The sequence below is a fragment of the Streptomyces sp. NPDC048506 genome (genome assembly GCF_040651315.1).
GTDB lineage: Bacteria > Actinomycetota > Actinomycetes > Streptomycetales > Streptomycetaceae > Streptomyces.
Window position 1 is genome coordinate 1 of the sequence record NZ_JBEZIX010000042.1, and the last position, 25,203, is coordinate 25,203.

Genomic DNA, 25,203 nt, shown 5'->3' on the forward strand with positions numbered 1-25,203 from the left:
CCTCGTCGCCTCCCTCCGCGCCCAGGGCGACGGCGGCCTGGACCACTCCGCCCTCCTCCGCGGCGTCGAACGCCTCTCCGGACACACCACCGAGAGCTGAGCCGGACCGCGGGGACGTCCCGTCGTGACGGTCGTCACGTCGTCTCCATGGAACGAACACCGCTTGTTCACCGTTGAATTGGGTGAGGGTGTTGCGGAACGCCCTTCCCGAACAGCCCCGGCCGGTTCCCCCCCGTCCGGCCGGGGCGCCTCCGCGCCGGAGACCGCGTCCGCTCGGTCGGGCGGGCTGAGCGACGGGCTACGCCCCGTACGCGTCCAGGGGGTTGGCGGCGATGCGGGCGGCGATGCCGTTGCGCACCGAGGCCGCGGCGGCGCTGTCCGGCTTGCGCTCGGCCTGGCCGCGGAAGCAGGCGACGAACTCCGCACCGAGACCGAGCCGCGGGTAGCGCTGGAGCACCTCGGCGCGCAGCTCTTCCGGCAGGGCGTCCGGACGCCGCCCGGAGATGTCCAACGACGTGGAGAACGCCAGCAGATGGGCCTCCGGATCCAGCTGTACGTCGACCGCGTCCCACATGTGCCGGACGATCACGTCGACGGCCCGCTCCCGCCGCTCCACCGGCCAGCCGGCGCCCGCGCCGAACACCCACGCCACATGGCCGCCCGCCTCCTCGAAGGGCACCGTGTGGCTGTCGAACTCCTCGACCAGCCCGATGTCGTGGAGCATCGCGGACACATAGAGGAGCTCGGCGTCGAAGGCGATGTCGTTCGCCGCGGCGTAGCCGGCGGCCCACAGGTACGCCCGCACCGAGTGGTTGAGCAGCGCCGGTGAGCAGTAGGCGCGCGCCACCTCCAGCGCCGCTCGGCAGATACGGGTGTCCGGAACGGCAAGATCATCCATCGTCATGGCCGCGATTGTCGCGTACCGCGGGAACGCCGGTCGAGGTCGGGTCGCCGAGGAGCACCGGAAGGCTCGTCAGGCCCCGCATCAGACGGGTGCGCCGCCACTCCAGGTCGTCCCAACGCGCCACCGCCGGACGGATGTCGGGGAACCGCGCCAGCAGCACCTCGAACGCGATCCTGGCCTCGGCGCGGGCCAGTGGCGCACCGAGGCAGCGGTGCGGGCCGTGACCGAAGGAGAGATGACCGCCCGGGCGGCCCGGGCGGACCTCGTCGGGCGCCGCGAACCGTGCCGGGTCGCGGTTGGCGGCGCCGGGGGAGACCAGCACCACGTCCCCCGCCCCGATCCGCGCTCCGCCCAGCTCGAACGGCTCGGTGGCGTACCGGAAGGTCGCCAGGGTGAGCGGGGCGTCGTACCGGAGGAACTCCTCGACCGCGGCGGGCAGCAGCCCGGGATCGGCGCACAGACGGGCCCGGAGCGCGTCGTCCCGGAGCAGCACCAGCGCGCCGTTGCCGATGAGGTTGGTCGTCGTCTCGTGCCCGGCGACCACCAACAGCACGGCCAGCGAGACCAGTTCGGGCTCGGAGAGTCGGTCCTCCTGGTCCCGGGCGGCGATCAGCTCGCTGAGGAGGTCGTCGCCGGGGGCCGCGCGCCGGGTCGCGACCAGTCGGGTCATGAAGTCGCTGAGGGCGTGCGAGGCGCGGTCCGCGGTGTCCGGGTCGGCCGCCGCGAACAGCTCGTTGGACCAGCGCCGCACCGCTGCCCGTTCGGACTCCGGTACCCCCAACAGCTCACAGATCACCGCGATCGGCAGCGGTACGGCGAACTCCTCGACGAGGTCCGCCGACCCGCGCGCGGCCAGGCCGTCGGCCAGCTCCTGGGCGATCGCCCGAATGCGGGGCTCCAACCGTGCGACGGCCGCCGGGGTGAACGCCGCCATCGCCGGCTTCCGCAGCCGACCGTGGTCCGGCGGATCGGTGGCGAGCATGGTCCGGCTCACCGCGGGGGCCAGATCGCGGCTGCTCGGCCGGCCCGCGAAGTAGCGGGCGGTGTCCTTCGAAAGCCGTGGATCCGCCAGGGCGACCCGCGCCTCGGCCCACCCGGTGACCACCCACGTCGTCCGCCCGTTGCCGGTCCGTACCCGCTGCACGGGACCGCGCGACCGCAGGGCGGCGAGCAGCGGATACGGGTCCCGCGAGAACTCGGCTGACTCCATGGGGTGGTTGGTTGCCACCCGGCCAGCCTAGCGAGTGCTTGCAGGGTCAACGATTGCCGCCCGCGGCGGCTGTCGAGGTGCGCGAGTGGGGAGCCCGGCGCACGCTGGAGTCATGACCGAGCATCCGCCTGTCATCGTGCATCCGCCGACGCCGTCCGGTGGCCGTCGGGTGACCGTGCGTGGGCAGATCGTCGGCCTGGCCCACGGCCGCGGCGACGTCGCCGAATTCCTCCGTCGTGCGGGAGTCGCCGACCCGGCCGAGGACATCCGGCTCGACGATCCCAGCCTCGTCGAATGGCGGGGCGGTTCGCTGGACGACTGGCCGATGCCCTCGGCGTGACACGAAGCCCGTACCGGGGGCCGCCGGCCCCGTACAGCGGCTTCGACTGCCGTCTCTTCGAGCGGTACCACGGCGTCGGTGACCTTCCGGAGGCGGAGGCCCTCGCCGATGCGCTCCTCGCCGCCGCCCGGGCCGGCATACCGACCGCCGAGGTCCTGCTGTACGTCCTCCGTTGCGCCGATCCGCACCGCACCGGCCCGTTCGACCTCGATGCCGCACTTCGAACGGCCGCCGCGGCCGGCCTCGCTCCCGGCAGTCGGAGGCCTGCGCTCCCGAACTACTGAGAGCCTCTAACTCCTCTCCCGTCAAAGGGAGTTGGTCAGCCGTCTGGGGGCGGCGAGGTGGGGTGGGGCGGGCGCACCCAGGAGGTGGGCCGGGCCGCGCCCTTGCGGCGCGCTCGGTGAGTGCCGGCGTCCGGCCCCGCGCGGAGCCGGCGGACGAACCGACGACCGACGACGGACGACCGACGACGGACGACCGACGACGGACGACGGACGACGGACGACGGACGACGGACGACCGACGGCGGACGCCCGCGGTGGAAACGCCATGTCCGATTTCCGCCAGCGCCGGCGTCCGGCCTGCTGCACAGTGGATCCCGTGATGACCGAGGACAGCAGGTACGAGGCGGTGCGCAGCCGGGACGCCAGGTTCGACGGGGCGTTCTTCTTCGCGGTGTCCACGACGGGCATCTACTGCCGGCCGAGCTGCCCCGCCACCACCCCCCGCCGGCGGAACGTCGCCTTCTTCCCGACCGCGGCGGCCGCGCAGGGCTCCGGGTTCCGGGCCTGCCGGCGCTGCCGGCCCGACGCGGTGCCCGGCTCGGCCGAGTGGAACGCCCGAGCGGATGTCGTCGGCAGGGCGATGCGCCTGATCAGCGACGGTGTGGTCGACCGGGAAGGGGTGTCCGGGCTGGCCGCCCGGCTCGGCTACAGCGCACGGCAGGTGCAGCGGCAGCTCAACGCCGAGCTGGGCGCCGGACCGGTGGCGCTGGCGCGGGCCCAGCGCGCCCACACCGCCCGGATCCTGCTACAGACCACCGGCCTGCCGGTGTCCGAGGTGGCCTTCGCGGCCGGCTTCGCCAGCGTGCGCCAGTTCAACGACACCCTCAAGGAGATCTATGCGCTCACCCCGAGCGCCCTGCGCGCCGCCCGCCCCGGCAAGGCCGCCCGGTACGGCCCGGTGGCCCCGCACACCACCATCGGCGTCCTGCCGCTCCGGCTGGCCCACCGCGGTCCGTACGCCGTGCGGGAGATCTTCGATCACCTCCAGCGACGCGCGATCAGCGGGGTCGAGGAGGTGACCGGGGACCCGGGCGCCCGGACCTACCGGCGGACCCTGCGGCTGCCGAACGGTCCCGGCGTCGCCGAGGTCGACGAGCGCCTCGGGGAGGGCTGGCTGGAGTGTCGGCTGCGCCTCACCGCGCTGCGTGATCTCACCACCGCGAGCCAGCGCGTCCGGCGTCTCTTCGACCTGGACGCCGACCCGCACGCGGTGGCGGAGCGGCTCGGCGCGGACCCGGTCCTGGCGCGGCTGGTGGCCGAGCGCCCCGGGCTGCGCTCACCGGGCACTGCGGACCCGCACGAACTCGCCGTCCGCGCCGTGCTCGGCCAACAGGTGTCGGTCGCCGTGGGCCGGGCGCTCGGCGGCGCGCTGGTCGCCGCCCACGGAGAGCCGCTGCCGGAGCCGTCCGGCGCGCTCACCCACCTCTTCCCCCGGGCCGACGACCTGGCGCAGGCCTCGCTCGCGGAGCTCGGCGTCCCCGAGTCGCGACGGACCGCCGTGCGCACCCTGAGCGCCGCGCTCGTCGACGGCACCGTCACCCTGGACGCCGGAGCCGACCGCGACGAGGCCGAACGCCGACTCCTCGACCTGCACGGCATCGGCCCCCGGACCACCGGCGCCATCCGGATGCGGGCGCTCGGCGACCCCGACGTCCTGGTGTTCGGCGACGCCGCCGTACTGGCCGGCATGCGACGGGCCGGAGCCCCGACCGCGGACCTGCGCGGACGGGCGCGGGCCTGGCGCCCCTGGCGCTCGTACGCGATGCACCACTTCTGGAACGTGCCGTCCGTCTCCGAGCGGACCGGCACCCCCTGACCTTCCGCACGCCCACCGCACCACGGAGAGAGAACCCCCATGACGCTCTACACCACACTCGACAGCCCGCTGGGTGAACTCCTGCTGGTGGGCGAGGAATCGGCCACTGCACCGGGCGGCACCGCACTCGCCTCGCTGTCCGTACCGGACCAGAAGGGCGGTGCGACCGTACGGGACGACTGGCGGTACGACCCGGCCGCGTTCGCCGAGATCGCGCGCCAGCTGGCCGCCTACTTCGACGGGACGCTGACCCGCTTCCGCATCGAGTACGCGGACGCCGCGGTCACCGGGGGCACGGACTTCCAGCGGCGCGTCTGGCAGGCGCTGGAGTCGATTCCGTACGGGGTGACGACCACGTACGGGCGGATCGCCGCGGACATCGGTGCCGCGCGGGGCGCGGTGCGTGCCATCGGGACGGCGATCGGCGCGAATCCGCTGCTGGTGGTCCGGCCCTGCCACCGGGTGATCGCCGCGGACGGGTCGCTCTCGGGCTACGCGGGCGGGCCGCAGCGCAAGCGGCAACTGCTCGGCCTGGAGGGCGCCGTGGAGTCCGCACCCGCCGGCCGGGACCGGAGTGCGTCATGACCGCCCGGTGCGCCGGCGGGCTGCGCGGGGCCGCCCGCCCCGTCGGCCGTTCGGGGCCCGCGGTGCTCGCCGAGCGCGTCGCGGCCGCCGACTGGACCGCGCTGGCCGGGGAGCTGGACGCGGTGGGCTGCGCGGTGACGCCACCGCTGCTCACCCCCTCCGAGTGCCGTGCCCTCGGCGCGCTCTACGACGAGCCCGACCGCTTCCGCTCGACCGTCGACATGGCGCGGCACCGCTTCGGATCGGGCCAGTACCGCTACTTCGCCGAACCGCTGCCCGAGCCGGTGCAGGCCCTGCGCGAGGCGTTCTACCCGTACCTGCTGACCATCGCCCGCGACTGGGCGGACCGGCTCGGCAGGCCGGCGCCCTGGCCGGACAGCCTGGAGGAGTGGCGCGCCATGTGCCATGCGGCGGGGCAGACCAAGTCCGCCCAGATCCTGCTGCGTTACGGCGCGGGCGACTGGAACGCGCTGCACCGGGACCTCTTCGGGGAGATGGTCTTCCCGCTCCAGGTGGTCGTCGGCCTGGACGAGCAGGGCAGCGACTACACCGGCGGTGAATTCCTGCTCGTCGAACAGCGGCCGCGCGCCCAGTCCCGCGGCACCAGCGCCGTCCTGCCCCAGGGCCACGGCCTGGTCTTCACCACCCGCGACCGGCCCGTGCGCTCCGCCCGGGGCTGGTCGGCCGGCCCGGTGCGGCACGGCGTGAGCACCGTCCGCTCGGGCCGGCGGCACTGTCTGGGCCTGGTCTTCCACGACGCCTGACGCGCCGGGACGGGCCCGGGGAGGCGTCCGGCGGTTTCTAGAGCGTGGAGCCACCGGTGACATCGATGCGCTGGCCGGTGATCCAACGGGAGTCGTCGGAGGCGAGGAAGGCGGCGACGTCGGCGATGTCGGCGGGCTGGCCGATGCGGTTGAAGACGGAGCAGGCGGCCAGCGCGGCCCGCCCCTCGGGCGTCGCCGTCCGCGCCGCGGTGACATGGGTCTCGACCCAGCCGGGAGCCAGGGTGTTCACCGTGATCCCGCGGTCGCCGAGGTCCTTGGCGAGGGTGAGGGTGAGGGTGTCGACCCCGCCCTTGGAGACGCTGTAGGCGATGGACGACGGGTAGGCCGTACGCGTCACCGCCGACGAGATGTTGATGATGCGCCCGCCGTCCCGCATCCGGCGCAGACCGTGCTGGACGAGGAAGAACGGCGCCTTGACGTTGACCGCGATGGTGCGGTCGAACTCCTCCTCCGTCGCCTCGGCTATGCGCCCGGAGAACCTGGTCGCCGCGTTGTTGACGAGTATGTCGAGACCGGGTTCGGCGCCGTACGCGGCGAGTTCGGAGTCGAAGGCGGCGAACAGGGCTGCGGCGTCACCGGGCACGCCCAGCTCCGCTCCCATGGCGAACGCCCGTCCTCCGGCGGCTTCGATGCTTGCGACGGTCTCCTTGGCCGCGGCGTCGTCGGTGTTGTAGTGGACGGCCACCAGGGCGCCGTCCCGCGCGAGGCGTTGGGCGATGCCCCGGCCGATGCCCCGGCCGGATCCCGTTACCAGCGCGGTCTTTCCGCTGAGGTCACCCATGATGTGCGTTGACCCTTCCGGTGTCTGCGGCGGCGAGCTGCCGCCGATGACTGTCGATCTGTTCCTGATCGCGGTGGAGCTCCGGGAACCCGTCGCGGTGCCCGTGTGCGGTGTCGAGCGCCGTGCGCGACGGGGTCCGTTCAGGCGCGTTCGTCCAGCGCCGTGAGAGTGGACATGAACACCGGCTCGCCGTTCTGCACTCCGATGACCTGGACCGTCGTGGTACCGGACAGCGCGGAGGGGAGGCGGCGGGCCTCGATGACGCAGGGGGTGCCGTGCTCGGCGTAGCGGCGGAATGTGGTGCCGAAGGCGTACGGGAGGAAGCGGTCGGGCGCGGTCAGGGCGTGTGCGGCCTGCTGGGCGGCGTCGACCAGCACCATGCCGGGGACGTGGTCGTTCGCCGGATTCACCACCGAGGCGTGGCCGGGCGCGATGCGCAGCAGAAAGCGATCGGGCCGGTCGGTGGGGGAGAGCAGGACGTCGTGCTCGCTGGCGCTGCCGGTCAGTCGGGGCGGGACGGACGGGGGCAGCGGGCCGAGGCTGCGTCGGGCGGTCAGTCGCTCCCCGCGTATCCGGCGGTAGACGGCCGGAGAGGTGACGGTGACATGGGAGTGTCCGGTCGCGACGAACCGGCCCGCGGTGTGCATGGTCATGTCGAAGCGGCCGCTGGTCATCGTGCCGGCCCGGATCCGTAGATCGCTGAGGGCGATGTCGATCGTCAGCGGGGTGGGGCCGTCTTCGGCGTCGAGTTCCTCGGGGTGCGTGGTGTAGACGAGGTCGCCGAGGATGAAGTGGTGACCCACCGGTACGCCGAGTTCGGTGTGCGAGAGCAACAGCCCCGCTTGGCGGATCGTCTCGCCGGTGAGGATGAGGGAGTGGCGACCGCGGTGCGGCGCGAAATACCCGTGTTCATGGGGCCAGCGGGCGGTAACGGAGAAGTGGCGGTCGTCCATCCGTCGCCATGAGGTGACCAAAATGTCGTCGACGAGGGGGCGGTGCACGAATTCGCAGCGGACATGCGCGCCGGAAGGGGGTCGCTGAGTGGTTTGTTGGTTCCGCTTCGACCACAACTCGTGTGGGGCATTGGGCTGGACCGTGCCACGGACGTGCATCGTCTCGCTCATGACTGCCCCCCAGGCGTCTCTACGGGATGAGGTCCGTCGCTGATAAGATACGTACCATCCGGTTTTATTTTCAATGCCGGGCTGGCGGAAAAGGGAAATAGGCTGATCGGGCGGCGATTTGAGCTCTGGTGAGCGATAGCGGAACATGGAGACTTCGAGAGGTAGGAGGCGTCCTGTGGCGCAACAGGACCGCGGGATCCGGACCCGTCGAATGATCTTGGAAGCGGCGGCGGCGGTCTTCGACGACCGCGGTTACGACCGCGCCACCATCGCCGAAGTCCTTGAACGCGCCGGCGTGACGAAGGGCGCCCTGTACTTCCACTTCGCCTCCAAGGAGCAGCTCGCGATGGCCGTACTCGATGAGCATGTGCTGGACATCGCCGTGGAGCCGCGGCAGATCAAGTTGCAGGAGTTCGTGGACGCCGGCCAGGTGTTGGCGTACCGACTGCGCAACGACCCGATTCAGCGGGGCGCGGCCCGGCTCGCCGTCGAGCAGGGCTCCAATCACCTCGACCGAAAGCAGTCGATGCTCTCGTGGACCCGGTTCGTCGAGGGTCTGCTGAACGAGGCGCGGGACCGTGGCGAAATCCTGGAGAGCATCGAGGTGCACGACACCGCCGAGTTGTTCGTCGGTGCGTTCGCCGGGTTGCAGATGATGTCGCACGCGCTGACCAACCGGGCCGATCTCAATCACCGGCTGACCGTGTTCTTCCAGCACACCCTGCCGAGCGTCGCCGTGCCGGCCATACTCGCCAAGCTCACGTTGGACCCGGAGCGCGGGGAGAAGCTGGACGCCGCGCTCCAGGAGAAGGCCTCGTCGGGTGCGGACGTCCATGACGACGTGGACGCCGTGGCGAGTTGACGGATCCGGAGCCGCCGAGTGGGGCGGTCCGGCCTGATGTCGATGGGAAACATGCCGCGCGTGCGGTGCGGTCCGCCCGCCCGCCGCGGTGGATCCGTGCAGGTGGAGGGTGTCGCGGAATAGGGCCCCGCGGGGGAACGTTCGTCATGCACGTATCAAGGGCCACGCGCCCGAACTCCTGCTGCCCTGGAGGCCCCACGTATGACCCAGACGACGGACCAGCCGCCCGGAAGGGCGGCCACCACGGCCGCCGCACCCCCGGTGCCCGACCCGTTCGAGGGCGGGCCGCGCAGAGTCCGCGGCGGCATCGTCCCGGTTCTCGCCTTCGCCGGCATCGTCGTCGCGGTGATGCAGACGTTGCTCGTGCCGGTCATCAAGGACCTTCCGGTGCTGCTCAACACCGCGCCCAGCAACGCCACATGGGTGATGACGGCCACCCTCCTCGCCGGTGCCGTCGCCACGCCCATCATGGGGCGGCTCGGCGACCTCTACGGCAAACGGCGGATGCTGCTGACCAGCCTCGGGGTCATGGTCGTCGGGTCGTCGGTCTGCGGTGTCACCAGCGATCTGCTCACGATGATCGTCGGCCGGGCGCTACAGGGCTTCGCCATGGGTGCCATCCCGCTCGGCATCGGCATCATGCGCGATGCGCTGCCGCGCGAGCGGCTCGGCGCGGCGATGGGCCTGATGAGCTCGTCGATCGGCGTCGGCGGTGGGCTGGCCCTGCCGGTCGCGGCGCTGGTCGCCCAACACGCCGACTGGCACGCCCTGTTCTTCGGCGCCGCCGGCCTCGGCCTGCTGTCCATCCTGCTCACCCTCCTCGTCGTACCGGAGCCACCGGTACGCGCCCGGGGGCGCTTCGACGTGGCGGGCGCCATCGGGCTGTCGGCCGGTCTGGTGGCCCTGCTGCTGCCCATCACCAAGGGCAGTGACTGGGGTTGGGGTGCGCCGAAGACCCTCGGTCTGTTCGGTATCGCGGCCCTGATCCTGGTGCTGTGGGGCGTGATGGAGCTGCGCATCACCGATCCGCTGGTCGATCTGCGGACCATCGCCCGCCGCGAGGTGCTGCTCACCAACCTCGCCTCGATCACGGTCGGCGTCGCGTTCTACGCGGTCTCGCTGGTGCTGCCGCAACTGCTGCAACTGCCCACGTCGACCGGCTACGGCCTCGGTCAGTCGATGGTGGTGGCCGGTCTGTGCATGGCGCCGCTGGGCCTGACGATGATGTTCGTCGCGCCGCTGTACGCGCGGATCGCGGCCCGGCGCGGCCCCAAGACCTCGCTGCTGATCGGCATGTCGGTGATCGCGGTCGGCTACGGCGCGGGCATCGGCCTGATGGACGCCCCCTGGCAGACGGTCATCGTGGCGGTGGTCATCGGCGCCGGCATCGGCCTGGCGTACTCCTCGCTGCCCGCGCTGATCATCGGCGCCGTCGACCCGTCCGAGACCGGTGCGGCCAACGGCCTGAACACCCTGATGCGTTCGATCGGCACCTCGGTGTCCAGCGCCGTGATCGGCATGGTGCTGGCCCATATGTCCCAGCGCTTCGGGCCGGCCACGGTGCCCACCCTGGCCGGCTTCCGGGTCGCCTTCCTGATCGCCACGGCCGCGGTCCTCGTCGGCGTGGCCCTGGCGTCCTTCCTGCCGCCACAGCGGAAGACGCCCCACCCGACCCTCGTCGCGCAGGGGGCGGACGTTCCGGGCGCCGACGAGGACGATGCGGTGGGGCGAACCGCGAACGAGCCGAACGAGCCGGGCGTGGCGTACGAGCCGGGCACGGCGGGCGCGGTCGGGCGGCGCGTGGACGGGACGGCGGACGCCGACGCAGGCCCGGGCGGTGCGGACGGCTTCCGGGGGCGTGTCCTGGGCGCCGACGGGGTGCCGGTTCCCGGCGCCAGCGTCACCCTCATCGACCGTCAGGGGCGCCAGGCCGGTGTCACCACGACCACCGGCGACGGCCGTTATGCGCTCGCCGTGCCCGCCGCCGGCAGCTACGTGCTCACCGGCGCCGCACCCGGCCACGCCCCGTACGCGGCCTCGGCCACGCACCGAGCGGACGGCGCCCCGGTCGAGGTGGACCTGATGCTCGCCGGCGCCGGGCGGCTGGGCGGCGTGCTGCTCGGCGGCCCCGAGGGCGCCCCGCTGGCCGGTGGGAGCATCGTCGTCACCGACGTCGGCGGAGCGGTGGTGGCCCGTACGACGTCCGGTGCCGAGGGGAGTTGGGGCGTCGCGCAGTTGCCGCCCGGCAGCTACACCCTGGTCCTCGGCGCCCCCGGACACCGGCCGCAGGCCCGTGCCCTCGCGCTGTCCGGGGGCGAGCCGGACCGGCAGGACGCCCGACTGTGGCCGACCGCCACGGTCCGCGGCACGGTGCGCGGTCCGGGTGGCCGGCCGCTGGCCGACGCCGCCGTGACCCTCGTCGAGGACGGCACGGTCGCCGGGCACACCGTCACCGGCCGGGACGGCGCCTTCGCCTTCGCCGACCTGAGCGGCAGTCACTACACCCTCACCGCCGCCGGCTACCCGCCGCACGCCGCACCGATATCCCTCGCCGGCGGCGCCAGCGAGACGCTCGACCTGGACCTCGTCCAGCCGTCCGGCGTCACCGGCTGACCGTCGCGGCACCCGGCGGTGCGGGGCGTGCGCACGGCGCGCGCCCCGCACCGCCCGCACCTTCCGGGGCAACGCCCCGGTGGCGTCACCTTCCGCGACAACGTCTTCGCCGGCGCCGCGGCCGGCTCCCCGATTGCCGATGCACACAACACCTACGACCACAACCTCTACGCCCGTACCCCCGGTGTCCCCGCGGCCGACACCGGTGCGGTGCGCGGCGACCCGCCGAACATCGGCGCCGACCAGGGGAGCGGCAAGTAGGCCGAATCTGGTGGTGCCGCATCCGCAACCGGGGGTTTTTCTGCGAGTCTGAGCGGCGCACGCGGAATCCCGGCTGGTCAAGGAGGTGCCGGGGTGATCGGCGTGCCGGGCACGCCGGCTCGTTAGTGGTGTGTTAATGCCTCGTTAGCGGTCCGGCAGTGACCTGGGTCACTCTGGAAGGACACGGGAAGAACAACGGACGGACCGCACCCACCCCTACGAGAGCTCGCATCCACCAGACGAGGGGGACACTCATGTCGCTCACCACCATGACGCTCGGCCGCGGCCGTCGTGTCGCCGCCGCGTCGCTGATCGCCGTCGCGGCGCTCACGCTCACCGCCTGCCAGGACGGGACCGGCAGCGCATCCCGCCCCTCGTCGGCAGCCGCGCCCGCCACGTCCCACGGCAACGCGCAGGGCGACACCCCGTCGTCCGGTGCGAAGGAGCCGACCGGTGCGAAGGAGCAGCCCTCGGCCTCCGGCGAGGGGCCGTCCGCGACCGCCGCGAGTTCCGCCTCCGCCGGTGGCGAGGCGACCGGCACCCCGAACGCGACCGAGTCGGACGCCTCGTCCATGACGGCGTCGGACCGCTGCACCGCCGCCGACATGTCCCTGCGGCTGGGCCCTTCCGACATCGGCGCGGGCAACATCCGCTACCCCCTCGTCTTCACCAACAAGGGCACCGAGGCCTGTACGTTGAGCGGTTTCCCCGGGGTCTCGCTGATCAAGCGGGACGGCTCGGCCGTCGGCAAGCCCGCCTCCCGCGAGGGCGGTGCCGGCGGAGTCGTCCGGCTTCAGCCCGGCCAGAGCGCGCACGCCGTGCTGCACACCCTCAACGAGGGGATCTCGGACACCCCGTGCTGGGCCGACTCGCAGCTCGTCTTCGTCTACCCGCCCGGTTCCAAGGAGCCGATGACCACGGGGAGCCGTGGGCTGCGGGTCTGCGGCGGACGGTTCGACGTGACCACCGTGGAGGCCGGGGAGATGCCCTGACCGCCGGCCACGGCCCGTGCGGGCGCCCGGTTCCTCGGACCGGGCGCCCGTTGTGCGTGTCGGGCGAACCCGACATGGTGCGTCACCGCAATGGCCGCGGATGACCGGCCGGGCCCGGGAACGGGTGTTACCAAGGGGATATAAGCCTTGAACGAGTGCTTTCGTTGCATAACCGTCGAGGAGACGTCCCCATGCCCGCAGCACCGAGCACGGCCTCCAAGGCCGCCGCGAACGGAAAGTCGTCCGCCGAGGACGAGTCCCCGATCCATGTCCTGTGGATCAATGCAGGTCTGAGCTGTGACGGTGACTCGGTGGCGCTCACCGCAGCGACCCAGCCGAGCATCGAGGAGATCGCGCTCAGCACCCTGCCAGGGCTGCCGAAGGTAGCCGTCCACTGGCCGCTGATCGACTTCGAAAGCGGACCGGTGCAGGGCGCGGACACGTTCATCGAGTGGTTCTTCAAGGGCGAGCGCGGCGAGATCGATCCGTTCGTGCTGGTCATCGAGGGGTCCATTCCCAACGAGACGATCAAGCCGGAGGGCTACTGGTGCGGCTTCGGCGACGACCCGGAGACCGGGCAGCCGATCACCACCAGTGAGTGGATCGACCGGCTCGCCCCCAAGGCGCTCGCCGTCGTCGCGATCGGCACCTGCGCCACGTACGGCGGCATCCACGCGATGGCCGGCAACCCGACCGGCGCCATGGGCGTGCCCGACTACCTGGGTTGGGACTGGACCTCCAAGGCCGGGATCCCGATCGTCTGTGTGCCCGGCTGCCCGATCAAGCCGGACAACTTCGCGGAGACCCTCACCTACCTCCTCTACCAGGCCACCGGCGCGGCCCCGATGATCCCGCTGGACGAACAGCTCCGCCCCACCTGGCTCTTCGGCAACACCGTGCACGAGGGCTGCGACCGGGCCGGTTACTACGAACAGGGGCAGTTCGCGACCACCTACGACTCGCCCAAGTGCTCCGTGAAGCTCGGATGCTGGGGTCCCGTGGTCAAATGCAATGTGCCCAAGCGGGGCTGGATGGACGGGATCGGCGGCTGCCCGAACGTCGGCGGTATCTGTATCGCCTGCACCATGCCCGGCTTCCCCGACAACTTCATGCCGTTCATGGACGAGCCGCCCGGCGCCAAGGTCTCCACCACCGCCAGCGCCACGTACGGCGGCCTCGTCCGACGGCTGCGTGGCATCACGGCCAGGACCGTCGACCACGAGCCCAAGTGGCGCCACCGCGGCGACCGACTGACCACCGGCTACCGGAAACCGTGGTGACCCGCACCGGGCAACCGTGAGACCCGCCCGGACTCTCCGTCCGTACCCCCCCACTCGCGCGCACAGAAGGGCAACGGCACACACGATGGCACCCACGACGAAGGCGGCCGGAGACGGCAGCGGTCTGACGGAGATGTCCTGGGATCCGATCACCCGGATCGTGGGCAGCCTCGGCATCCACACGAAGATCGACTTCAAGCAGAAGCGGGTGGCGGAGTGCTACAGCACCTCGTCCGTCTTCCGCGGCTACAGCGTCTTCATGCGCGGCAAGGACCCGCGCGACGCGCACTTCATCACCAGCCGGATCTGCGGCATCTGCGGCGACAACCACGCCACGTGTTCCGTCTACACCCAGAACATGGCCTACGGGGTCAAGCCCCCGCACCTGGGTGAGTGGATCATCAACCTCGGCGAGTCGGCCGAGTACATGTTCGACCACAACATCTTCCAGGAGAACCTGGTCGGGGTCGACTACTGCGAGAAGATGGTCCGCGAGACCAACCCGGGGGTGTGGGAGCTCGCCCAGCGCACCGAAGCCCCGCACGCCGGCGACCACGGCTACCGCACCATCGCCGACATCATGACCGCCCTCAACCCCATCGAGGGCGAGTTCTACCGCGAGGCGCTCCAGGTCAGCCGCTACACCCGGGAGATGTTCTGCCTCATGGAGGGCCGCCATGTGCACCCCTCCACGCTCTACCCGGGCGGTGTCGGCACCGTCGCCAGCGTCCAGCTGTTCACCGACTACATGAGCCGGCTGATGCGCTACGTCGAGTTCATGAAGCGCGTCGTCCCGCTCCACGACGACCTGTTCGACTTCTTCTACGAGGCCCTGCCCGGCTACGAGGAGGTCGGCCGGCGGCGGGTCCTGCTCGGCTGTTGGGGCGCCCTCAACGACCCCGAGCACTGCGACTTCACCTACCGCAACATGACGGACTGGGGCCGGAAGATGTTCGTCACCCCGGGCATCATCGTCGACGGCAAGCTGGTCACCAACGACCTCACCGAGATCAACCTCGGCATCCGGATCCTGCTGGGCAGCTCCTACTACCAGGACTGGGAGGGCCAGGAGAAGTTCGTCACCCACGACCCGCTCGGCAACCCCGTCGACGCCCGCCACCCCTGGAACCAGCACACCATCCCCGCCCCGCAGAAGCGCGACTTCGCCGACAAGTACAGCTGGGTGATGTCCCCGCGCTGGTTCGACGGCAAGGAGCACCTGGCGCTGGACACCGGTGGCGGCCCGCTCGCAAGGCTGTGGTCCACCGCGCTCAACGGCCTCGTCGACACCCCCTACGTCAAGGCCACCGGCCAGAGCGTGGTCATCGACCTGCCGCGCAGCATGACCAGGCCCGAGGCCCGCTTCGAGTGGAAGATCCCGAAGTGGAGCAACGCGCTGGAGCGCAACCGCGCCCGCACCTACTTCCAGGCGTACTCGGCCGCCATGGCACTGCACTTCGCCGAGCAGGGCCTGGACGAGGTCCGCGCCGGCCGCACCCAGACCTGGGAGAAGTTCGAGGTGCCCGACGAGTCCATCGGCTGCGGATTCACCGAGGCGGTGCGCGGCGTCCTCTCGCACCACATGGTCATCAGGGACGGGAAGATCGCCAACTACCACCCGTACCCGCCGACCCCGTGGAACGCCAGCACCCGCGACAGCTACGGCACCCCGGGCCCGTACGAGGACGCCGTGCAGAACACCCCGATCTTCGAGGAGAACACCCCGGACGACTTCAAGGGCATCGACATCATGCGCGCGGTCCGCAGCTTCGACCCCTGTCTGCCCTGCGGAGTCCACATGTACGTCGGCGGCGGCAAGTCCGTCCAGAAGATGCACGTGCCCACCGGGCTCAGCGGGCTCGCCGGATGAGCGCCCGCACCGCCCCGGCACCGGCCGCCGCACCGCACGCCGAGGAGGCCGGCCGGCACGTCGAGGACGTGCTGGACCGGCTCGCCCGGCGCGGTGACCGGGAGGCGAGCGCCGCCGCCGAGGAGCTCGTCCGGGTCCTGATGGACTTCTACGGCGCCGGGCTCGCCCGGATCATGCACCTCCTGGAGCGCGGCACCGAAGCCGGTGACCCGTCCGCGGTGCTGCTCCGGGACGAGCTGGTGACCAGCCTGCTGGTGCTGCACGACCTGCACCCGGAGGACACCGCGGCCCGGATCGACCGCGCCCTGGACAGTGTCCGCCGCCAACACCCCACCGAGGTCGCCGAGTTCGACGCGGACGCCGGGGTGCTGCGGCTGCGGACGGCGGACTCCGGCGGCTGTGGCTGCCCGAGCACCGGGCAGGCCGCCCAGCAGGCCGTCGAAGCCGCGCTGAGTTGCTTCGCACCGGAGGTGACCACGGTGCAGTGGGACACGGTGACGGCACCGCCGGAGCCGACACTGCTCCAGATCTCCCGCCGGCCGCCGACCGCCGCCACCGCCCCGTGAGCGGGCCGCAGACGGTGCCCACGCGCCTGGGACCGCCGGCCGCGCACCGCGGTCTGCGTCGGTTCCGCACGCCGGCGCCCCCCGCCGCCGAACGCTGCGAACTGTGCGACGTGGTGCTCGCCCAGCACAACCACCGCCACCTGGTCGACACCAAACGCCGCGCGCTGGCCTGCGCCTGCACCCACTGCGCGCTGCTCTTCGAACAGCCCGGCGCCGGGCAGTTCCGCACCGTCCCCGACCGCTGCCTCGCCGACCCCGACCACACCCTCGACGAGGCGGCCTGGGACCTCCTGCGGATCCCCGTCGGCGTCGCCTTCTTCCTGCACAACAGCGAACTGGACCGGCTGGTCGCGCTCTACCCCAGCCCGGCCGGCGCCACCGAGAGCGAACTCGACGCGTCCGCCTGGCAGACCGTGCTGGCCGCCAGCCGGCTGCCCGCCCTGCTCCGGCCCGACGTGGAGGCGTTGCTGCTGCGCCGCTTCGAAGGCCGGATCGAGTGCTACCTGGTGCCCGTCGACGTCTGCTACGAACTCGTCGGCCGGATGCGCCTGTTGTGGCGGGGCTTCGACGGCGGCGCCGAGGCGCGCGCCGCACTCACCGACTTCTTCACCACACTCGCCCGCCGGGCCCGCCTCCCGAAGGAGGACGACCGGCCGTGACCGACCTGTCCTTCGTCTGCACCGGCGTACGCGCCGACCGCTACGCCGCCGCCCCCACCCTCCTCTTCCGGCTCCGTATCACCGCCCCCGATCCCGCCGTCCGGGTGCACGCCATCGCCCTGCGCTGCCAGATCCGCATCGAACCGGCCCGGCGTGGCTACCGGCCCGACGAGGCAGAGGCGCTCGCCGACCTCTTCGGCGCGCCGTCCCGCTGGAGCAACACCCTGCACCCGCTCCAGTTCGCCCAGGTCTCCCTCGTCGTCCCCGGCTTCACCGGCGAGGCCGAGGTGGACCTCCCCGTCCCGTGCGGCTACGACCTGGAAGTGGCGGCCGGGCGCTACTTCCATGCGCTGCGCGACGGCGAGGTGCCGCTGCTGCTGCTCTTCTCCGGCACGGTGTTCGCCGGCCCCGGCGGCTTCCAGGTCCAGCCGGTGCCCTGGGACAAGGAGGCGTCCGTCCGGATGCCGGTGGCGGTCTGGCAGGAGATGACCGACGCCCACTTCCCCGGCTGCGGCTGGCTGCGACTGCCCCGGGAGACCCTCGACGCACTGCTCGCCTACCGCTCCCGGCATGCCCTGCCCTCCTGGCAGGCGACCGTCGAGGCGCTGCTGGCCCACGCCGACGGGCCCGAGCCGCCGCCCGCCCCGCGCGCCCGGCTGTTCCCCGGTGCCGCGGCCCGCCCCGTCAGCGAGAGGACCGCACCGTGACGACCGGTGTCCGGCCCGACGAGACGGCCGACCGCTTCGCCGCCGCCCGCCAGGTGGCGGACGCGGTGCTCTTCGAGGGCTATGTGCTCTACCCGTACCGCGCCTCCGCCGCCAAGAACCGGCTCCGCTGGCAGTTCGGCGTCCTCGTCCCACCGCACTGGGGCGCGGACCGCGCCGAACACTCCGTCCAGCGCACCGAGTGCCTCATGGAGCCCCGGTCCGGCGCCCGGCTCTCGGCCGAACTGCGGTTCCTGCACGCCCAGCGCCGTACCGTCCAACGCCTCGGATCCGGCGGGGAGTTCGAGACCGTCGAGGAACTCCACCTGCCGGACCGGGTGCTGGTCCCCTGGGACGAGGGCGCCGAGGAGCGCATCACGCTCGACACCGACGTCGCCACCCTCGTCGACGAGGGACTCGCCATCCCCTTCACCCGGCCCGCGGGTGAGGAGACCGAGCCCGTGCACGACGCCGACGGTCAGCTCGTCGGCCAGCTGGTACGGCACCGTGCCGAGGTCACCGGCCTGGTACGGCTGACCGCGAGCGAACTCGACGGGCCCTACACGGCGCTGCGGTTGACCGCGACCGTGGAGAACACCAGCGCCTGGAAGCCGGACGCGGCGGGCGACGGCCGGGACACGGCGCTGCCGCACTCGCTGGTCGGATCCCATCTGCTGCTCGGCCTGAGCGCGGGCTCGTTCCTGTCGATGACCGACCCGCCCGAATGGGCCAGGGCCGCCGTCGCGTCCTGCTGCAACGAGCACGTCTGGCCGGTGCTGGCCGGCGCCGCCGGCCGGGCCGACGTGGTGCTGTCCTCCCCGATCATCCTGGAGGACCACCCGGCCATCGCTCCCGAGAGCCCCGGCGCGCTCTACGACGCCCTGGAGATCGACGAGATCCTCGCGCTGCGCACCGCCGCGCTCACCGACGAGGAGAAGCGCGAGGCCCGCGGCACCGACCCGCGCGCCGCCGAGGTCATCGAACTCGCCGACAACATGCCGCCGGAGGTGCTGGAGCGGCTGCACGGCGCGGTACGGGCACTGCGCGAGGTCACCGGCCCCGGTCCGGCCGCGCCGGACGAGCTGACCGCGCCCGAGGTGCCGGGTCTGCGCCCGGACACGCCCTGGTGGGACCCGGCGGGCGACCGCAGCGTCGACCCCGCGCACGACCGGATCACCGTCGACGGACGGTCCGTCGGGGCCGGCAGCCGGGTGCTGCTGAAGCCGGGCCCGCGCCGCACGGACGCCCAGGACCTCTTCCTCCAGGGACGTGTCGCCCAGGTCGAGGCCGTACTGCACGACGTGGACGGCGGGGTGCACCTCGCGGTCACCGTCGAGGGCGACCCGGGCGCCGACATCCGGCGGGAGCAGGGCCGGTTCCTGTACTTCCAACCCGATGAGATCGCCCCCCTGGAGGACGCGTGAACGCCGACGCCGCCGTCGCCGGGCGGCCCACGAGGACGCTGATCGCCGGTGTCGGCAACATCTTCCTCGGCGACGACGGTTTCGGCGTGGAGGCCGTGCGCCGGCTCGGCGAGCACCCCCTGCCGGACGGCGTCGAGGTCGTCGACGTGGGCGTCCGGGGCGTCCACCTGGCCTACCGGATGCTCGACGACTACCACACCGTGCTCCTCGTGGACGCCTCCGCGCGCGGCGGCGAACCGGGCACCGTCTACCTCCTCGACGCCACCGAACCGGCCGCCGCCCGCCCGCAGAGCACCGCGCTCGACGGCCACCACATGACGCCCGACACCGTGCTCGCGCTGCTCGACATGCTCAGCGCGGGCACCGGCGGCCGGCGCCCGCAACGGGTCCTGGTCGTCGGCTGCGAGCCCGCCGACGTCGCCGAGGGCATCGGACTGAGCGAACCGGTGGACGCAGCCGTCGACGAGGCCGTCCGGCTGATCCTGCGACTCGTCGGGGCGGACGCACCGACACAGGCTGGCGCGGACGCACCGGCAGAGGCTGCCGCGGACGCACCGGCGGACGCCCCGACACAGGCTGCCGCGGACGCCCCAGGGGCGGACGCGGCGGAGGACGCGGCACCGGATGCCGCGGATGCACCACCCGAGGCCCCCACGGACCAGCCCGCACCGGTCGCCGCCGGGGCGGACACCAGCGAGAGGAACACCACGCCATGCTGAAGCTCGCCATGAGCGGTGCGGCCGTCGCCGCGCTCGCCCTCGTCATGCGGTCCCTGCTGCCCGACATCAAGCGCTACCTGCGCATCCGGTCCATGTGACCGACCGGACGGGGCGAATGCTGCACCGAACGGCGTACCCGGTCGGGCCGCCCCGGCGAGGCACCACGGACGCCCCGCGGCCACGCCGTCTAATGAAGCCGAGCGGCTCCCCGTCGTCCCCGCACCGGAGAGGGACCGATGCACGAGATGTCCATCGCGCTCGCGGTCGTGGACCAGATCGAGGGCGCGGACCGGCCCGCCGGGGCCACCGCGGTCCGCAGCGTCCGGCTACAGGTCGGCGAACTGGCCGGGGTGGTCCCCGACGCACTGTCCTTCTCCTTCGCACTGGCCTGTGCGGGCACGGTGCTGGAGGGCGCGGAGCTCGTCGTGGAGCCGGTGCCGGCGCGCGCCCGCTGCGGCCCCTGCGCGCACACCTGGCCGACGGGCATGCCGCCGCAGCTCGGCTGCCCGCGCTGCGGCGGCGCGTCGGACGGGCTGCTGTCCGGCCGTGAACTGCAGATCGCCAGTGTGTGCTGGGACGACGCGCCGGCACACCCACCGATTCCCCAGGAGCGCTGAACCATGTGCCGTGTCGTCGACCTGCAACAGGCGGTCCTCGCCAAGAACGACGCCTGCGCCCACACCCTCCGCGAGGACCTCGCGGCCCGGGGCACCGCGGTGGTCAATCTGCTCTCCAGCCCCGGCAGCGGCAAGACCGCCCTGCTGGAGCGCGAACTCACCCTCGCCCGCGACCGCGGCATCCCGGTGGCGGCGCTCACCGCCGATCTCGCCACCGAGAACGACGCGGTACGGCTGGCCCGCTCCGGTGTGCCCGTCAAACAGGTGCTCACCGACGGGCTGTGCCACCTGGAGGCCGAGATGCTGGGTGGGCACCTGCACGACTGGCTGCCCGCCGACACCCGGCTGCTGTTCGTCGAGAACGTCGGCAACCTGGTCTGCCCGGCCTCCTACGACCTGGGCGAGACGCTGCGCGTGGTGCTCGCGTCGGTGACCGAGGGCGAGGACAAACCGCTGAAGTACCCCACCGCCTTCGGCCTGGCGCACCTGGTCGTGGTCACCAAGACCGACATCGCCGACGCGGTCTCCTTCGACGAGGCGGAGTTCCGCGCCAACGTCGAACGGATCAACCCCGGCGTGGAGGTCGTGCACACCTCGGTCCGCGGCGGTGAGGGGGGCGGTGTGCTGTTGGACCGGGCGCTGGCGGCGCGTGACGGGGCGCCGGTGCACATCCCGGTCATGACCCGCACGTCGCACCATGTGCACGACGCGGCGGACGGCCGTCCGCACGAGGGGGGCGGCACCGGCGCCCCGCACACCCACCGGACGCGCGTGCGCGGCGGCCACCCCCACCCGACCGGCTCCGGCACTGTGGCGTCGAGTCGCTCATGACCACCGGGCAGGTCGACCGGCCCCCTGCGCCAGCCGCCGGGGCCGCCGCAGCGACGGCCGGCGGACGCTGCCGGATCACGGTGCGCGGCGTCGTCCAGGGCGTGGGATTCCGCCCGTTCGTCCACACCCTCGCCACGGAACTGGGCCTGACGGGCCATGTCGGCAACACCGGCGAGGGCGTGGTCGCCGAGGTCGAGGGCGCCCCCGAGGCGCTCGCCCGCTTCGCCGAACGGGTCGCCACGGAGGCGCCACCGCTCGCCGTGGTCGAGGCCGTCGAACGGGAGGACCTCACAGCCGTCGGCGACGCCGGATTCCGGATCCTGCCGTCCCGCGGCGACGGCCCCACCCGCACCCTGGTCGCCCCGGACAGCGCCACCTGCGACGCCTGCCTCGCCGAACTCACCGACCCGGCCGACCGCCGCCACCGGCACCCGTTCCTGACCTGCACGCACTGCGGGCCGCGCTTCACCATCGTCAACGGGCTCCCGTACGACCGTGCGCTGACGACCATGGACCGCTTCCCGATGTGCCCGCGCTGCGCCCGTGAGTACGCGGACCCCACCGACCGGCGCTTCCACGCCCAGCCCATCGCCTGCCACGACTGCGGCCCCCGGCTGCGGTTGCTGACCGCCGACACCGACGACCCCGCCGCACCGCCGCGCCCCGCGCCCGGCGCCGACCCGGTCGCCGGCACCCGCCGGCTGCTCGCCGACGGCGCGATCGTCGCCGTCAAGGGGCTCGGCGGCTACCACTTGGTCTGCGACGCCTCCGACGACACCGCCGTCGGCCTGCTGCGCCGCCGCAAGGCCCGCGGCACCAAACCCTTCGCGTTGATGGCCCGTCAGATCGCCGACATCGAGCACCTGGTGCGGGTACGGCCCGAGGAACGCGCGCTGCTCACCGGTCCGGACCGCCCGGTCGTCCTGCTGCGCCGCACCCCCGGCCGGACGCCGCCGCCGGGCGCACCGGTGCCGTCCGGCGCCGTCGCCCCGGGCAGCCCCGACCTGGGCGTGATGCTCCCGTACACCCCGCTGCACCACCTGCTGCTCGGGCTGCCCGGCGACCCGCCCGGGCCCCGGCTGCTGGTGATGACCAGCGGCAACCTCGCGGGCGAACCGATCGTCACGGACGACGAGGAGGCGCTGCTCCGGCTGGCGCACTTGGCGGACGCCTGGCTCTGCCACGACCGGCCGATCCGCATCCCCTGCGACGACTCGGTGGTCCGGATCAGCGACGGCGAGCCGCTGTTCGTCCGCCGGTCCCGCGGCCACGCACCGTTCCCGGTCCCGCTCCCGGTGTCCGTCCGGCCCGCGCTGGCGGCCGGCGGCGACCTCAAGAACGTGCTGGCCCTGGCCGAGGGGCGTCGCGCCTGGCTCTCCGCGCACATCGGCGACATGGACGACTTCGCGACCCAGCTGGCGTTCGAGCGGGCCGAGGCGCACCTGGAGACGGTCACCGGGGTGCGCCCGCAACTCCTCGCCGCCGACCGGCACCCCGGCTACCGCTCCGGACAGTGGGCGCAGCGCCACACCGAGGGCCGGGCACTGGTCCGGGTGCAGCACCACCACGCCCATGTCGCGGCCGCCATGGCCGAACACGGCCTCGACGGCGGCCGGCCGGTCATCGGCGTCGCCTTCGACGGCACCGGCTACGGCGACGACGGGGCCGTGTGGGGCGGTGAGATCCTGCTCGCCGACTACGACGGATACCGCCGCTTCGGGCAGCTCGCCTACGTCCCGCTGCCCGGGGGCGACACCACCGTGCGCCGTCCCTACCGGATGGCGCTGGCCCATCTGCGCGCGGCGGGCATCGACTGGGCCGAGGACCTGCCCCCGGTCGCGGCCTGCCCGCCCGACGAGCGGCGGCTGCTGGCCCGGCAGCTCGAACGGCACCTCAACTGCGTGCCCACGTCCAGCATGGGCCGGCTCTTCGACGCCGTCTCCTCGCTGGCCGGGATCTGCCACCACGCCGGGTACGAGGCCCAGGCCGCCGTCGAACTCGAAGCCGCCGCCCTGGCCGCCGCGGACGACGCGCCCGGCCGCCCCGGCTACGCGTTCGCGCTGCGCACCGCACCACCGGGCGGGGCGGCCGACGCCGACACCATCGCCGACCCCGCGCCGCTGCTCACCGCCGTCGTCGCGGACGTCCGGGCGGGCACCGCACCGGCGCTGATCGCGGCCCGCTTCCACACCGCCGTCGCCGAGCTGGTACACCGCGGCTGCGTGCTGGCCCGGGAGCAGGCGGGGGTGGACACCGTCGCGCTGACCGGCGGTGTCTTCGCCAACACCGTGTTGGCCGAGGCCACCGCCCGGCTGCTGCGGCAGGACGGCTTCACCGTGCTGCGCCACCGCCGCGTTCCGCCCAACGACGGGGGACTGGCGCTCGGTCAGATCGTCGTGGCGGCCCGGACGACACCGCTGTACGGCGGGGTGGGGCTGCCCTGAGCGGTGTCGCGGCGAGGCAGACGCTACGTACCCATGACGAGGAGAGGCCCATGTGCCTGGCGGTACCCGGCAAGGTATTGGACATCGAGGAGCGGGACGGCACCCGGATGGCCGCCGTCGACTTCGGCGGCGTGGTCAAGGAGGTGTGCCTGGAGTACGTCCCCGATCTACAGGTGGGCGAGTACGCCATCGTCCACGTCGGCTTCGCGCTACAGCGGCTGGACGAGGAGTCGGCCCGGCAGACCCTCGCGCTGTTCGAGGAACTGGGGCTGCTCCAGGAGGAGTTCGGCGACCCCTGGGAGGCGGCGGCCGCCATGGGCGAGACGGTGCGGGAGGCACGGCAGTGAAGTACATCGACGAGTTCCAGGACCCGGAGCTGGCCCGCCGGCTGCTGGACGACATCCACGCCACGGTGACCCGGCCCTGGGCGCTGATGGAGGTCTGCGGCGGCCAGACCCACACGATCATCCGGCATGGGATCGACCAACTCCTGCCCGATCAGGTCGAGTTGATCCACGGACCGGGGTGCCCGGTCTGCGTCACCCCGTTGGAGGTCATCGACAAGGCGCTGGAGATCGCCGCCCGCCCGGATGTGATCTTCTGCTCCTTCGGTGACATGCTCCGTGTGCCCGGCAGCGACCGGGACCTGTTCCAGGTGCGCAGCCGGGGCGGCGACGTGCGGGTGGTCTACTCCCCGCTCGACGCCCTGAAGATCGCCCAGCAGAACCCGCACCGCGAGGTGGTGTTCTTCGGCATCGGCTTCGAAACCACCGCACCGCCCAATGCCATGACGGTCCACCAGGCGCGTAGGCTCGGCATCCCCAACTTCAGCCTGCTGGTCTCGCACGTCCGGGTGCCGCCCGCCATCGAGGCGATCATGACCTCGCCCAGCTGTCGGGTCCAGGCGTTCCTCGCCGCCGGCCATGTGTGCAGCGTGATGGGCATGGGGGAGTACCCCTCCCTGGCCGAGCGGTTCCGGGTCCCGGTCGTCGTCACCGGCTTCGAACCGCTGGACATCCTGGAGGGCGTCCGCCGCACCGTCCGCCAGCTGGAGCGCGGTGAACACACCGTGGAGAACGCCTACCCGCGCGCCGTCCGCACCGAGGGCAACCCGGCCGCGCAGGCCATGCTCGCGGACGTCTTCGAGGTCACCGACCGCGCCTGGCGCGGCATCGGCACCATCCCCGCCAGCGGCTGGCGGCTGTCCGAGCGCTACCGCGAGTACGACGCCGAGCACCGGTTCGCGGTCCACGGCATCGCCACCCGCGAGCCGGCCGCCTGCCGCAGTGGGGAGGTCCTCCAGGGACTCATCAAACCGCACGAGTGCGAGGCGTTCGGCACCACCTGCACCCCGCGCACCCCGCTCGGCGCCACCATGGTCTCCAGCGAGGGAGCCTGCGCCGCCTACTACCTCTACCGCCGACTCGGCACCACGCCCACCCCGCTGGAGGCGAGCCCCGTTGCCTGACACCCCCCAGACCCGACCCCTCACCACTCCGGACGTCGGCACCCCCACACCGGAGAGCCGCGGC

25 protein-coding genes and 1 pseudogene are annotated in these 25,203 nt (G+C 72.8%); 22 read left to right on the plus strand and 4 right to left on the minus strand.

What is annotated here, in order from left to right; translation table 11 throughout:
* Nucleotides 1-100: pseudogene (locus AB0C96_RS29405) on the plus strand (2-hydroxy-3-oxopropionate reductase); the annotation flags it as partial.
* A 198-nt stretch (nucleotides 101-298) separates the two neighbouring features.
* Here AB0C96_RS29405 and AB0C96_RS29410 read toward each other — a convergent pair.
* Both AB0C96_RS29410 and AB0C96_RS29415 read right to left on the minus strand, forming a co-directional pair.
* Nucleotides 299-904 (minus strand): HD domain-containing protein, encoded by a 606-nt coding sequence (locus AB0C96_RS29410; protein WP_362921447.1) that lies wholly within the window; start codon nucleotides 902-904, stop codon nucleotides 299-301.
* Nucleotides 891-2,114 (minus strand): cytochrome P450, encoded by a 1,224-nt coding sequence (locus AB0C96_RS29415; protein ID WP_362921580.1) that lies wholly within the window; start codon nucleotides 2,112-2,114, stop codon nucleotides 891-893. Before AB0C96_RS29415 ends, AB0C96_RS29410 begins: the two co-directional genes overlap by 14 nt.
* 112 nt (nucleotides 2,115-2,226) lie before the next feature.
* Between AB0C96_RS29415 and AB0C96_RS29420 the strand changes: the two genes are divergently transcribed.
* The 5 genes from AB0C96_RS29420 (at nucleotide 2,227) to AB0C96_RS29440 (ending at nucleotide 5,903) form a co-directional block, all read left to right on the plus strand.
* On the plus strand, nucleotides 2,227-2,454 hold the full coding sequence (locus AB0C96_RS29420) for a hypothetical protein (protein ID WP_362921448.1): 228 nt from the start codon (nucleotides 2,227-2,229) through the stop codon (nucleotides 2,452-2,454).
* Nucleotides 2,451-2,738 carry a hypothetical protein gene (locus AB0C96_RS29425; protein WP_362921449.1) on the plus strand — a complete coding sequence of 96 codons (288 nt, stop codon included), beginning with the start codon at nucleotides 2,451-2,453 and terminating at the stop codon, nucleotides 2,736-2,738. The genes AB0C96_RS29420 and AB0C96_RS29425 overlap by 4 nt, the downstream gene beginning before the upstream one ends.
* A gap of 319 nt (nucleotides 2,739-3,057) precedes the next feature.
* Nucleotides 3,058-4,554 carry an AlkA N-terminal domain-containing protein gene (locus AB0C96_RS29430; RefSeq protein ID WP_362921451.1) on the plus strand — a complete coding sequence of 499 codons (1,497 nt, stop codon included), beginning with the start codon at nucleotides 3,058-3,060 and terminating at the stop codon, nucleotides 4,552-4,554.
* Nucleotides 4,555-4,593: 39 nt separating this feature from the next.
* On the plus strand, nucleotides 4,594-5,139 hold the full coding sequence (locus AB0C96_RS29435; protein ID WP_362921452.1) for a methylated-DNA--[protein]-cysteine S-methyltransferase: 546 nt from the start codon (nucleotides 4,594-4,596) through the stop codon (nucleotides 5,137-5,139).
* Nucleotides 5,136-5,903 carry a 2OG-Fe(II) oxygenase gene (locus AB0C96_RS29440; RefSeq protein WP_362921454.1) on the plus strand — a complete coding sequence of 256 codons (768 nt, stop codon included), beginning with the start codon at nucleotides 5,136-5,138 and terminating at the stop codon, nucleotides 5,901-5,903. The genes AB0C96_RS29435 and AB0C96_RS29440 overlap by 4 nt, the downstream gene beginning before the upstream one ends.
* Nucleotides 5,904-5,940: 37 nt before the next feature.
* On the opposite strand, the gene AB0C96_RS29445 is transcribed toward AB0C96_RS29440, so the two are convergent.
* Together AB0C96_RS29445 and AB0C96_RS29450 are read right to left on the minus strand one after the other, a co-directional pair.
* Nucleotides 5,941-6,705 (minus strand): SDR family oxidoreductase, encoded by a 765-nt coding sequence (locus tag AB0C96_RS29445; protein WP_362921456.1) that lies wholly within the window; start codon nucleotides 6,703-6,705, stop codon nucleotides 5,941-5,943.
* A gap of 140 nt (nucleotides 6,706-6,845) precedes the next feature.
* Nucleotides 6,846-7,829: a ScbA/BarX family gamma-butyrolactone biosynthesis protein gene (locus tag AB0C96_RS29450; protein WP_362921458.1), complete on the minus strand. Its 984-nt coding sequence runs from the start codon at nucleotides 7,827-7,829 to the stop codon at nucleotides 6,846-6,848.
* Between the two features lie 145 nt (nucleotides 7,830-7,974).
* Between AB0C96_RS29450 and AB0C96_RS29455 the strand changes: the two genes are divergently transcribed.
* The 16 genes from AB0C96_RS29455 to hypD all read left to right on the plus strand — a co-directional run bounded on the left by AB0C96_RS29455 (nucleotide 7,975) and on the right by hypD (nucleotide 25,139).
* Complete coding sequence (locus tag AB0C96_RS29455) at nucleotides 7,975-8,691, plus strand: ScbR family autoregulator-binding transcription factor (RefSeq protein ID WP_362921459.1); 717 nt, start codon at nucleotides 7,975-7,977, stop codon at nucleotides 8,689-8,691.
* A 201-nt stretch (nucleotides 8,692-8,892) separates the two neighbouring features.
* Nucleotides 8,893-11,304, plus strand: a complete 2,412-nt coding sequence (locus AB0C96_RS29460; RefSeq protein WP_362921461.1) for an MFS transporter — start codon at nucleotides 8,893-8,895, stop codon at nucleotides 11,302-11,304.
* A gap of 27 nt (nucleotides 11,305-11,331) precedes the next feature.
* On the plus strand, nucleotides 11,332-11,565 hold the full coding sequence (locus AB0C96_RS29465; protein ID WP_362921462.1) for a hypothetical protein: 234 nt from the start codon (nucleotides 11,332-11,334) through the stop codon (nucleotides 11,563-11,565).
* Nucleotides 11,566-11,819: 254 nt separating this feature from the next.
* Nucleotides 11,820-12,557 (plus strand): DUF4232 domain-containing protein, encoded by a 738-nt coding sequence (locus AB0C96_RS29470; protein ID WP_362921464.1) that lies wholly within the window; start codon nucleotides 11,820-11,822, stop codon nucleotides 12,555-12,557.
* 191 nt (nucleotides 12,558-12,748) lie between these two features.
* A complete protein-coding gene (locus AB0C96_RS29475; protein WP_362921466.1) occupies nucleotides 12,749-13,837 on the plus strand; it encodes a hydrogenase expression protein HypE in 1,089 nt (362 codons plus the stop codon).
* Between the two features lie 85 nt (nucleotides 13,838-13,922).
* Nucleotides 13,923-15,707 carry a nickel-dependent hydrogenase large subunit gene (locus AB0C96_RS29480; RefSeq protein WP_362921467.1) on the plus strand — a complete coding sequence of 595 codons (1,785 nt, stop codon included), beginning with the start codon at nucleotides 13,923-13,925 and terminating at the stop codon, nucleotides 15,705-15,707.
* On the plus strand, nucleotides 15,704-16,273 hold the full coding sequence (locus tag AB0C96_RS29485; RefSeq protein WP_362921469.1) for a hypothetical protein: 570 nt from the start codon (nucleotides 15,704-15,706) through the stop codon (nucleotides 16,271-16,273). Before AB0C96_RS29480 ends, AB0C96_RS29485 begins: the two co-directional genes overlap by 4 nt.
* A 14-nt stretch (nucleotides 16,274-16,287) precedes the next feature.
* Nucleotides 16,288-16,932, plus strand: a complete 645-nt coding sequence (locus AB0C96_RS29490) for a DUF5947 family protein (protein WP_362921471.1) — start codon at nucleotides 16,288-16,290, stop codon at nucleotides 16,930-16,932.
* Nucleotides 16,929-17,639 carry a DUF6084 family protein gene (locus tag AB0C96_RS29495; protein ID WP_362921472.1) on the plus strand — a complete coding sequence of 237 codons (711 nt, stop codon included), beginning with the start codon at nucleotides 16,929-16,931 and terminating at the stop codon, nucleotides 17,637-17,639. Before AB0C96_RS29490 ends, AB0C96_RS29495 begins: the two co-directional genes overlap by 4 nt.
* Nucleotides 17,636-19,060, plus strand: coding sequence for a hypothetical protein (locus tag AB0C96_RS29500; RefSeq protein ID WP_362921473.1), 1,425 nt, complete (start codon nucleotides 17,636-17,638; stop codon nucleotides 19,058-19,060). The genes AB0C96_RS29495 and AB0C96_RS29500 overlap by 4 nt, the downstream gene beginning before the upstream one ends.
* Nucleotides 19,057-19,779 carry a hydrogenase maturation protease gene (locus AB0C96_RS29505; protein ID WP_362921475.1) on the plus strand — a complete coding sequence of 241 codons (723 nt, stop codon included), beginning with the start codon at nucleotides 19,057-19,059 and terminating at the stop codon, nucleotides 19,777-19,779. The genes AB0C96_RS29500 and AB0C96_RS29505 overlap by 4 nt, the downstream gene beginning before the upstream one ends.
* Nucleotides 19,780-20,015: 236 nt before the next feature.
* A complete protein-coding gene (locus tag AB0C96_RS29510; protein ID WP_362921477.1) occupies nucleotides 20,016-20,396 on the plus strand; it encodes a hydrogenase maturation nickel metallochaperone HypA in 381 nt (126 codons plus the stop codon).
* 3 nt (nucleotides 20,397-20,399) lie between these two features.
* Nucleotides 20,400-21,227: a hydrogenase nickel incorporation protein HypB gene (hypB, locus tag AB0C96_RS29515; protein ID WP_362921479.1), complete on the plus strand. Its 828-nt coding sequence runs from the start codon at nucleotides 20,400-20,402 to the stop codon at nucleotides 21,225-21,227.
* A complete protein-coding gene (hypF, locus tag AB0C96_RS29520; RefSeq protein ID WP_362921481.1) occupies nucleotides 21,224-23,671 on the plus strand; it encodes a carbamoyltransferase HypF in 2,448 nt (815 codons plus the stop codon). The genes hypB and hypF overlap by 4 nt, the downstream gene beginning before the upstream one ends.
* Nucleotides 23,672-23,721: 50 nt before the next feature.
* Nucleotides 23,722-24,018 (plus strand): HypC/HybG/HupF family hydrogenase formation chaperone, encoded by a 297-nt coding sequence (locus AB0C96_RS29525; protein WP_362921482.1) that lies wholly within the window; start codon nucleotides 23,722-23,724, stop codon nucleotides 24,016-24,018.
* Nucleotides 24,015-25,139, plus strand: coding sequence for a hydrogenase formation protein HypD (hypD, locus tag AB0C96_RS29530; RefSeq protein WP_362921484.1), 1,125 nt, complete (start codon nucleotides 24,015-24,017; stop codon nucleotides 25,137-25,139). Before AB0C96_RS29525 ends, hypD begins: the two co-directional genes overlap by 4 nt.
* Nucleotides 25,140-25,203: the final 64 nt, after the last annotated feature.

Bases quoted from the DNA above. Each gene is read 5' to 3' on its own strand.
- AB0C96_RS29435 (WP_362921452.1), top strand. From the start codon at position 4,594: ATGACGCTCTACACCACACTCGACAGCCCGCTGGGTGAACTCCTGCTG.
- AB0C96_RS29485 (WP_362921469.1), top strand. From the start codon at position 15,704: ATGAGCGCCCGCACCGCCCCGGCACCGGCCGCCGCACCGCACGCCGAG.
- AB0C96_RS29420 (WP_362921448.1), top strand. From the start codon at position 2,227: ATGACCGAGCATCCGCCTGTCATCGTGCATCCGCCGACGCCGTCCGGT.
- AB0C96_RS29525 (WP_362921482.1), top strand. From the start codon at position 23,722: ATGTGCCTGGCGGTACCCGGCAAGGTATTGGACATCGAGGAGCGGGAC.
- hypF (WP_362921481.1), top strand. From the start codon at position 21,224: ATGACCACCGGGCAGGTCGACCGGCCCCCTGCGCCAGCCGCCGGGGCC.
- hypB (WP_362921479.1), top strand. From the start codon at position 20,400: ATGTGCCGTGTCGTCGACCTGCAACAGGCGGTCCTCGCCAAGAACGAC.
- AB0C96_RS29415 (WP_362921580.1), bottom strand. From the start codon at position 2,114: ATGGAGTCAGCCGAGTTCTCGCGGGACCCGTATCCGCTGCTCGCCGCC.
- AB0C96_RS29445 (WP_362921456.1), bottom strand. From the start codon at position 6,705: ATGGGTGACCTCAGCGGAAAGACCGCGCTGGTAACGGGATCCGGCCGG.
- AB0C96_RS29455 (WP_362921459.1), top strand. From the start codon at position 7,975: ATGGAGACTTCGAGAGGTAGGAGGCGTCCTGTGGCGCAACAGGACCGC.
- AB0C96_RS29430 (WP_362921451.1), top strand. From the start codon at position 3,058: ATGACCGAGGACAGCAGGTACGAGGCGGTGCGCAGCCGGGACGCCAGG.
- AB0C96_RS29450 (WP_362921458.1), bottom strand. From the start codon at position 7,829: ATGAGCGAGACGATGCACGTCCGTGGCACGGTCCAGCCCAATGCCCCA.
- AB0C96_RS29510 (WP_362921477.1), top strand. From the start codon at position 20,016: ATGCACGAGATGTCCATCGCGCTCGCGGTCGTGGACCAGATCGAGGGC.
- AB0C96_RS29480 (WP_362921467.1), top strand. From the start codon at position 13,923: ATGGCACCCACGACGAAGGCGGCCGGAGACGGCAGCGGTCTGACGGAG.
- AB0C96_RS29460 (WP_362921461.1), top strand. From the start codon at position 8,893: ATGACCCAGACGACGGACCAGCCGCCCGGAAGGGCGGCCACCACGGCC.
- AB0C96_RS29410 (WP_362921447.1), bottom strand. From the start codon at position 904: ATGACGATGGATGATCTTGCCGTTCCGGACACCCGTATCTGCCGAGCG.
- AB0C96_RS29470 (WP_362921464.1), top strand. From the start codon at position 11,820: ATGTCGCTCACCACCATGACGCTCGGCCGCGGCCGTCGTGTCGCCGCC.
- AB0C96_RS29440 (WP_362921454.1), top strand. From the start codon at position 5,136: ATGACCGCCCGGTGCGCCGGCGGGCTGCGCGGGGCCGCCCGCCCCGTC.
- AB0C96_RS29475 (WP_362921466.1), top strand. From the start codon at position 12,749: ATGCCCGCAGCACCGAGCACGGCCTCCAAGGCCGCCGCGAACGGAAAG.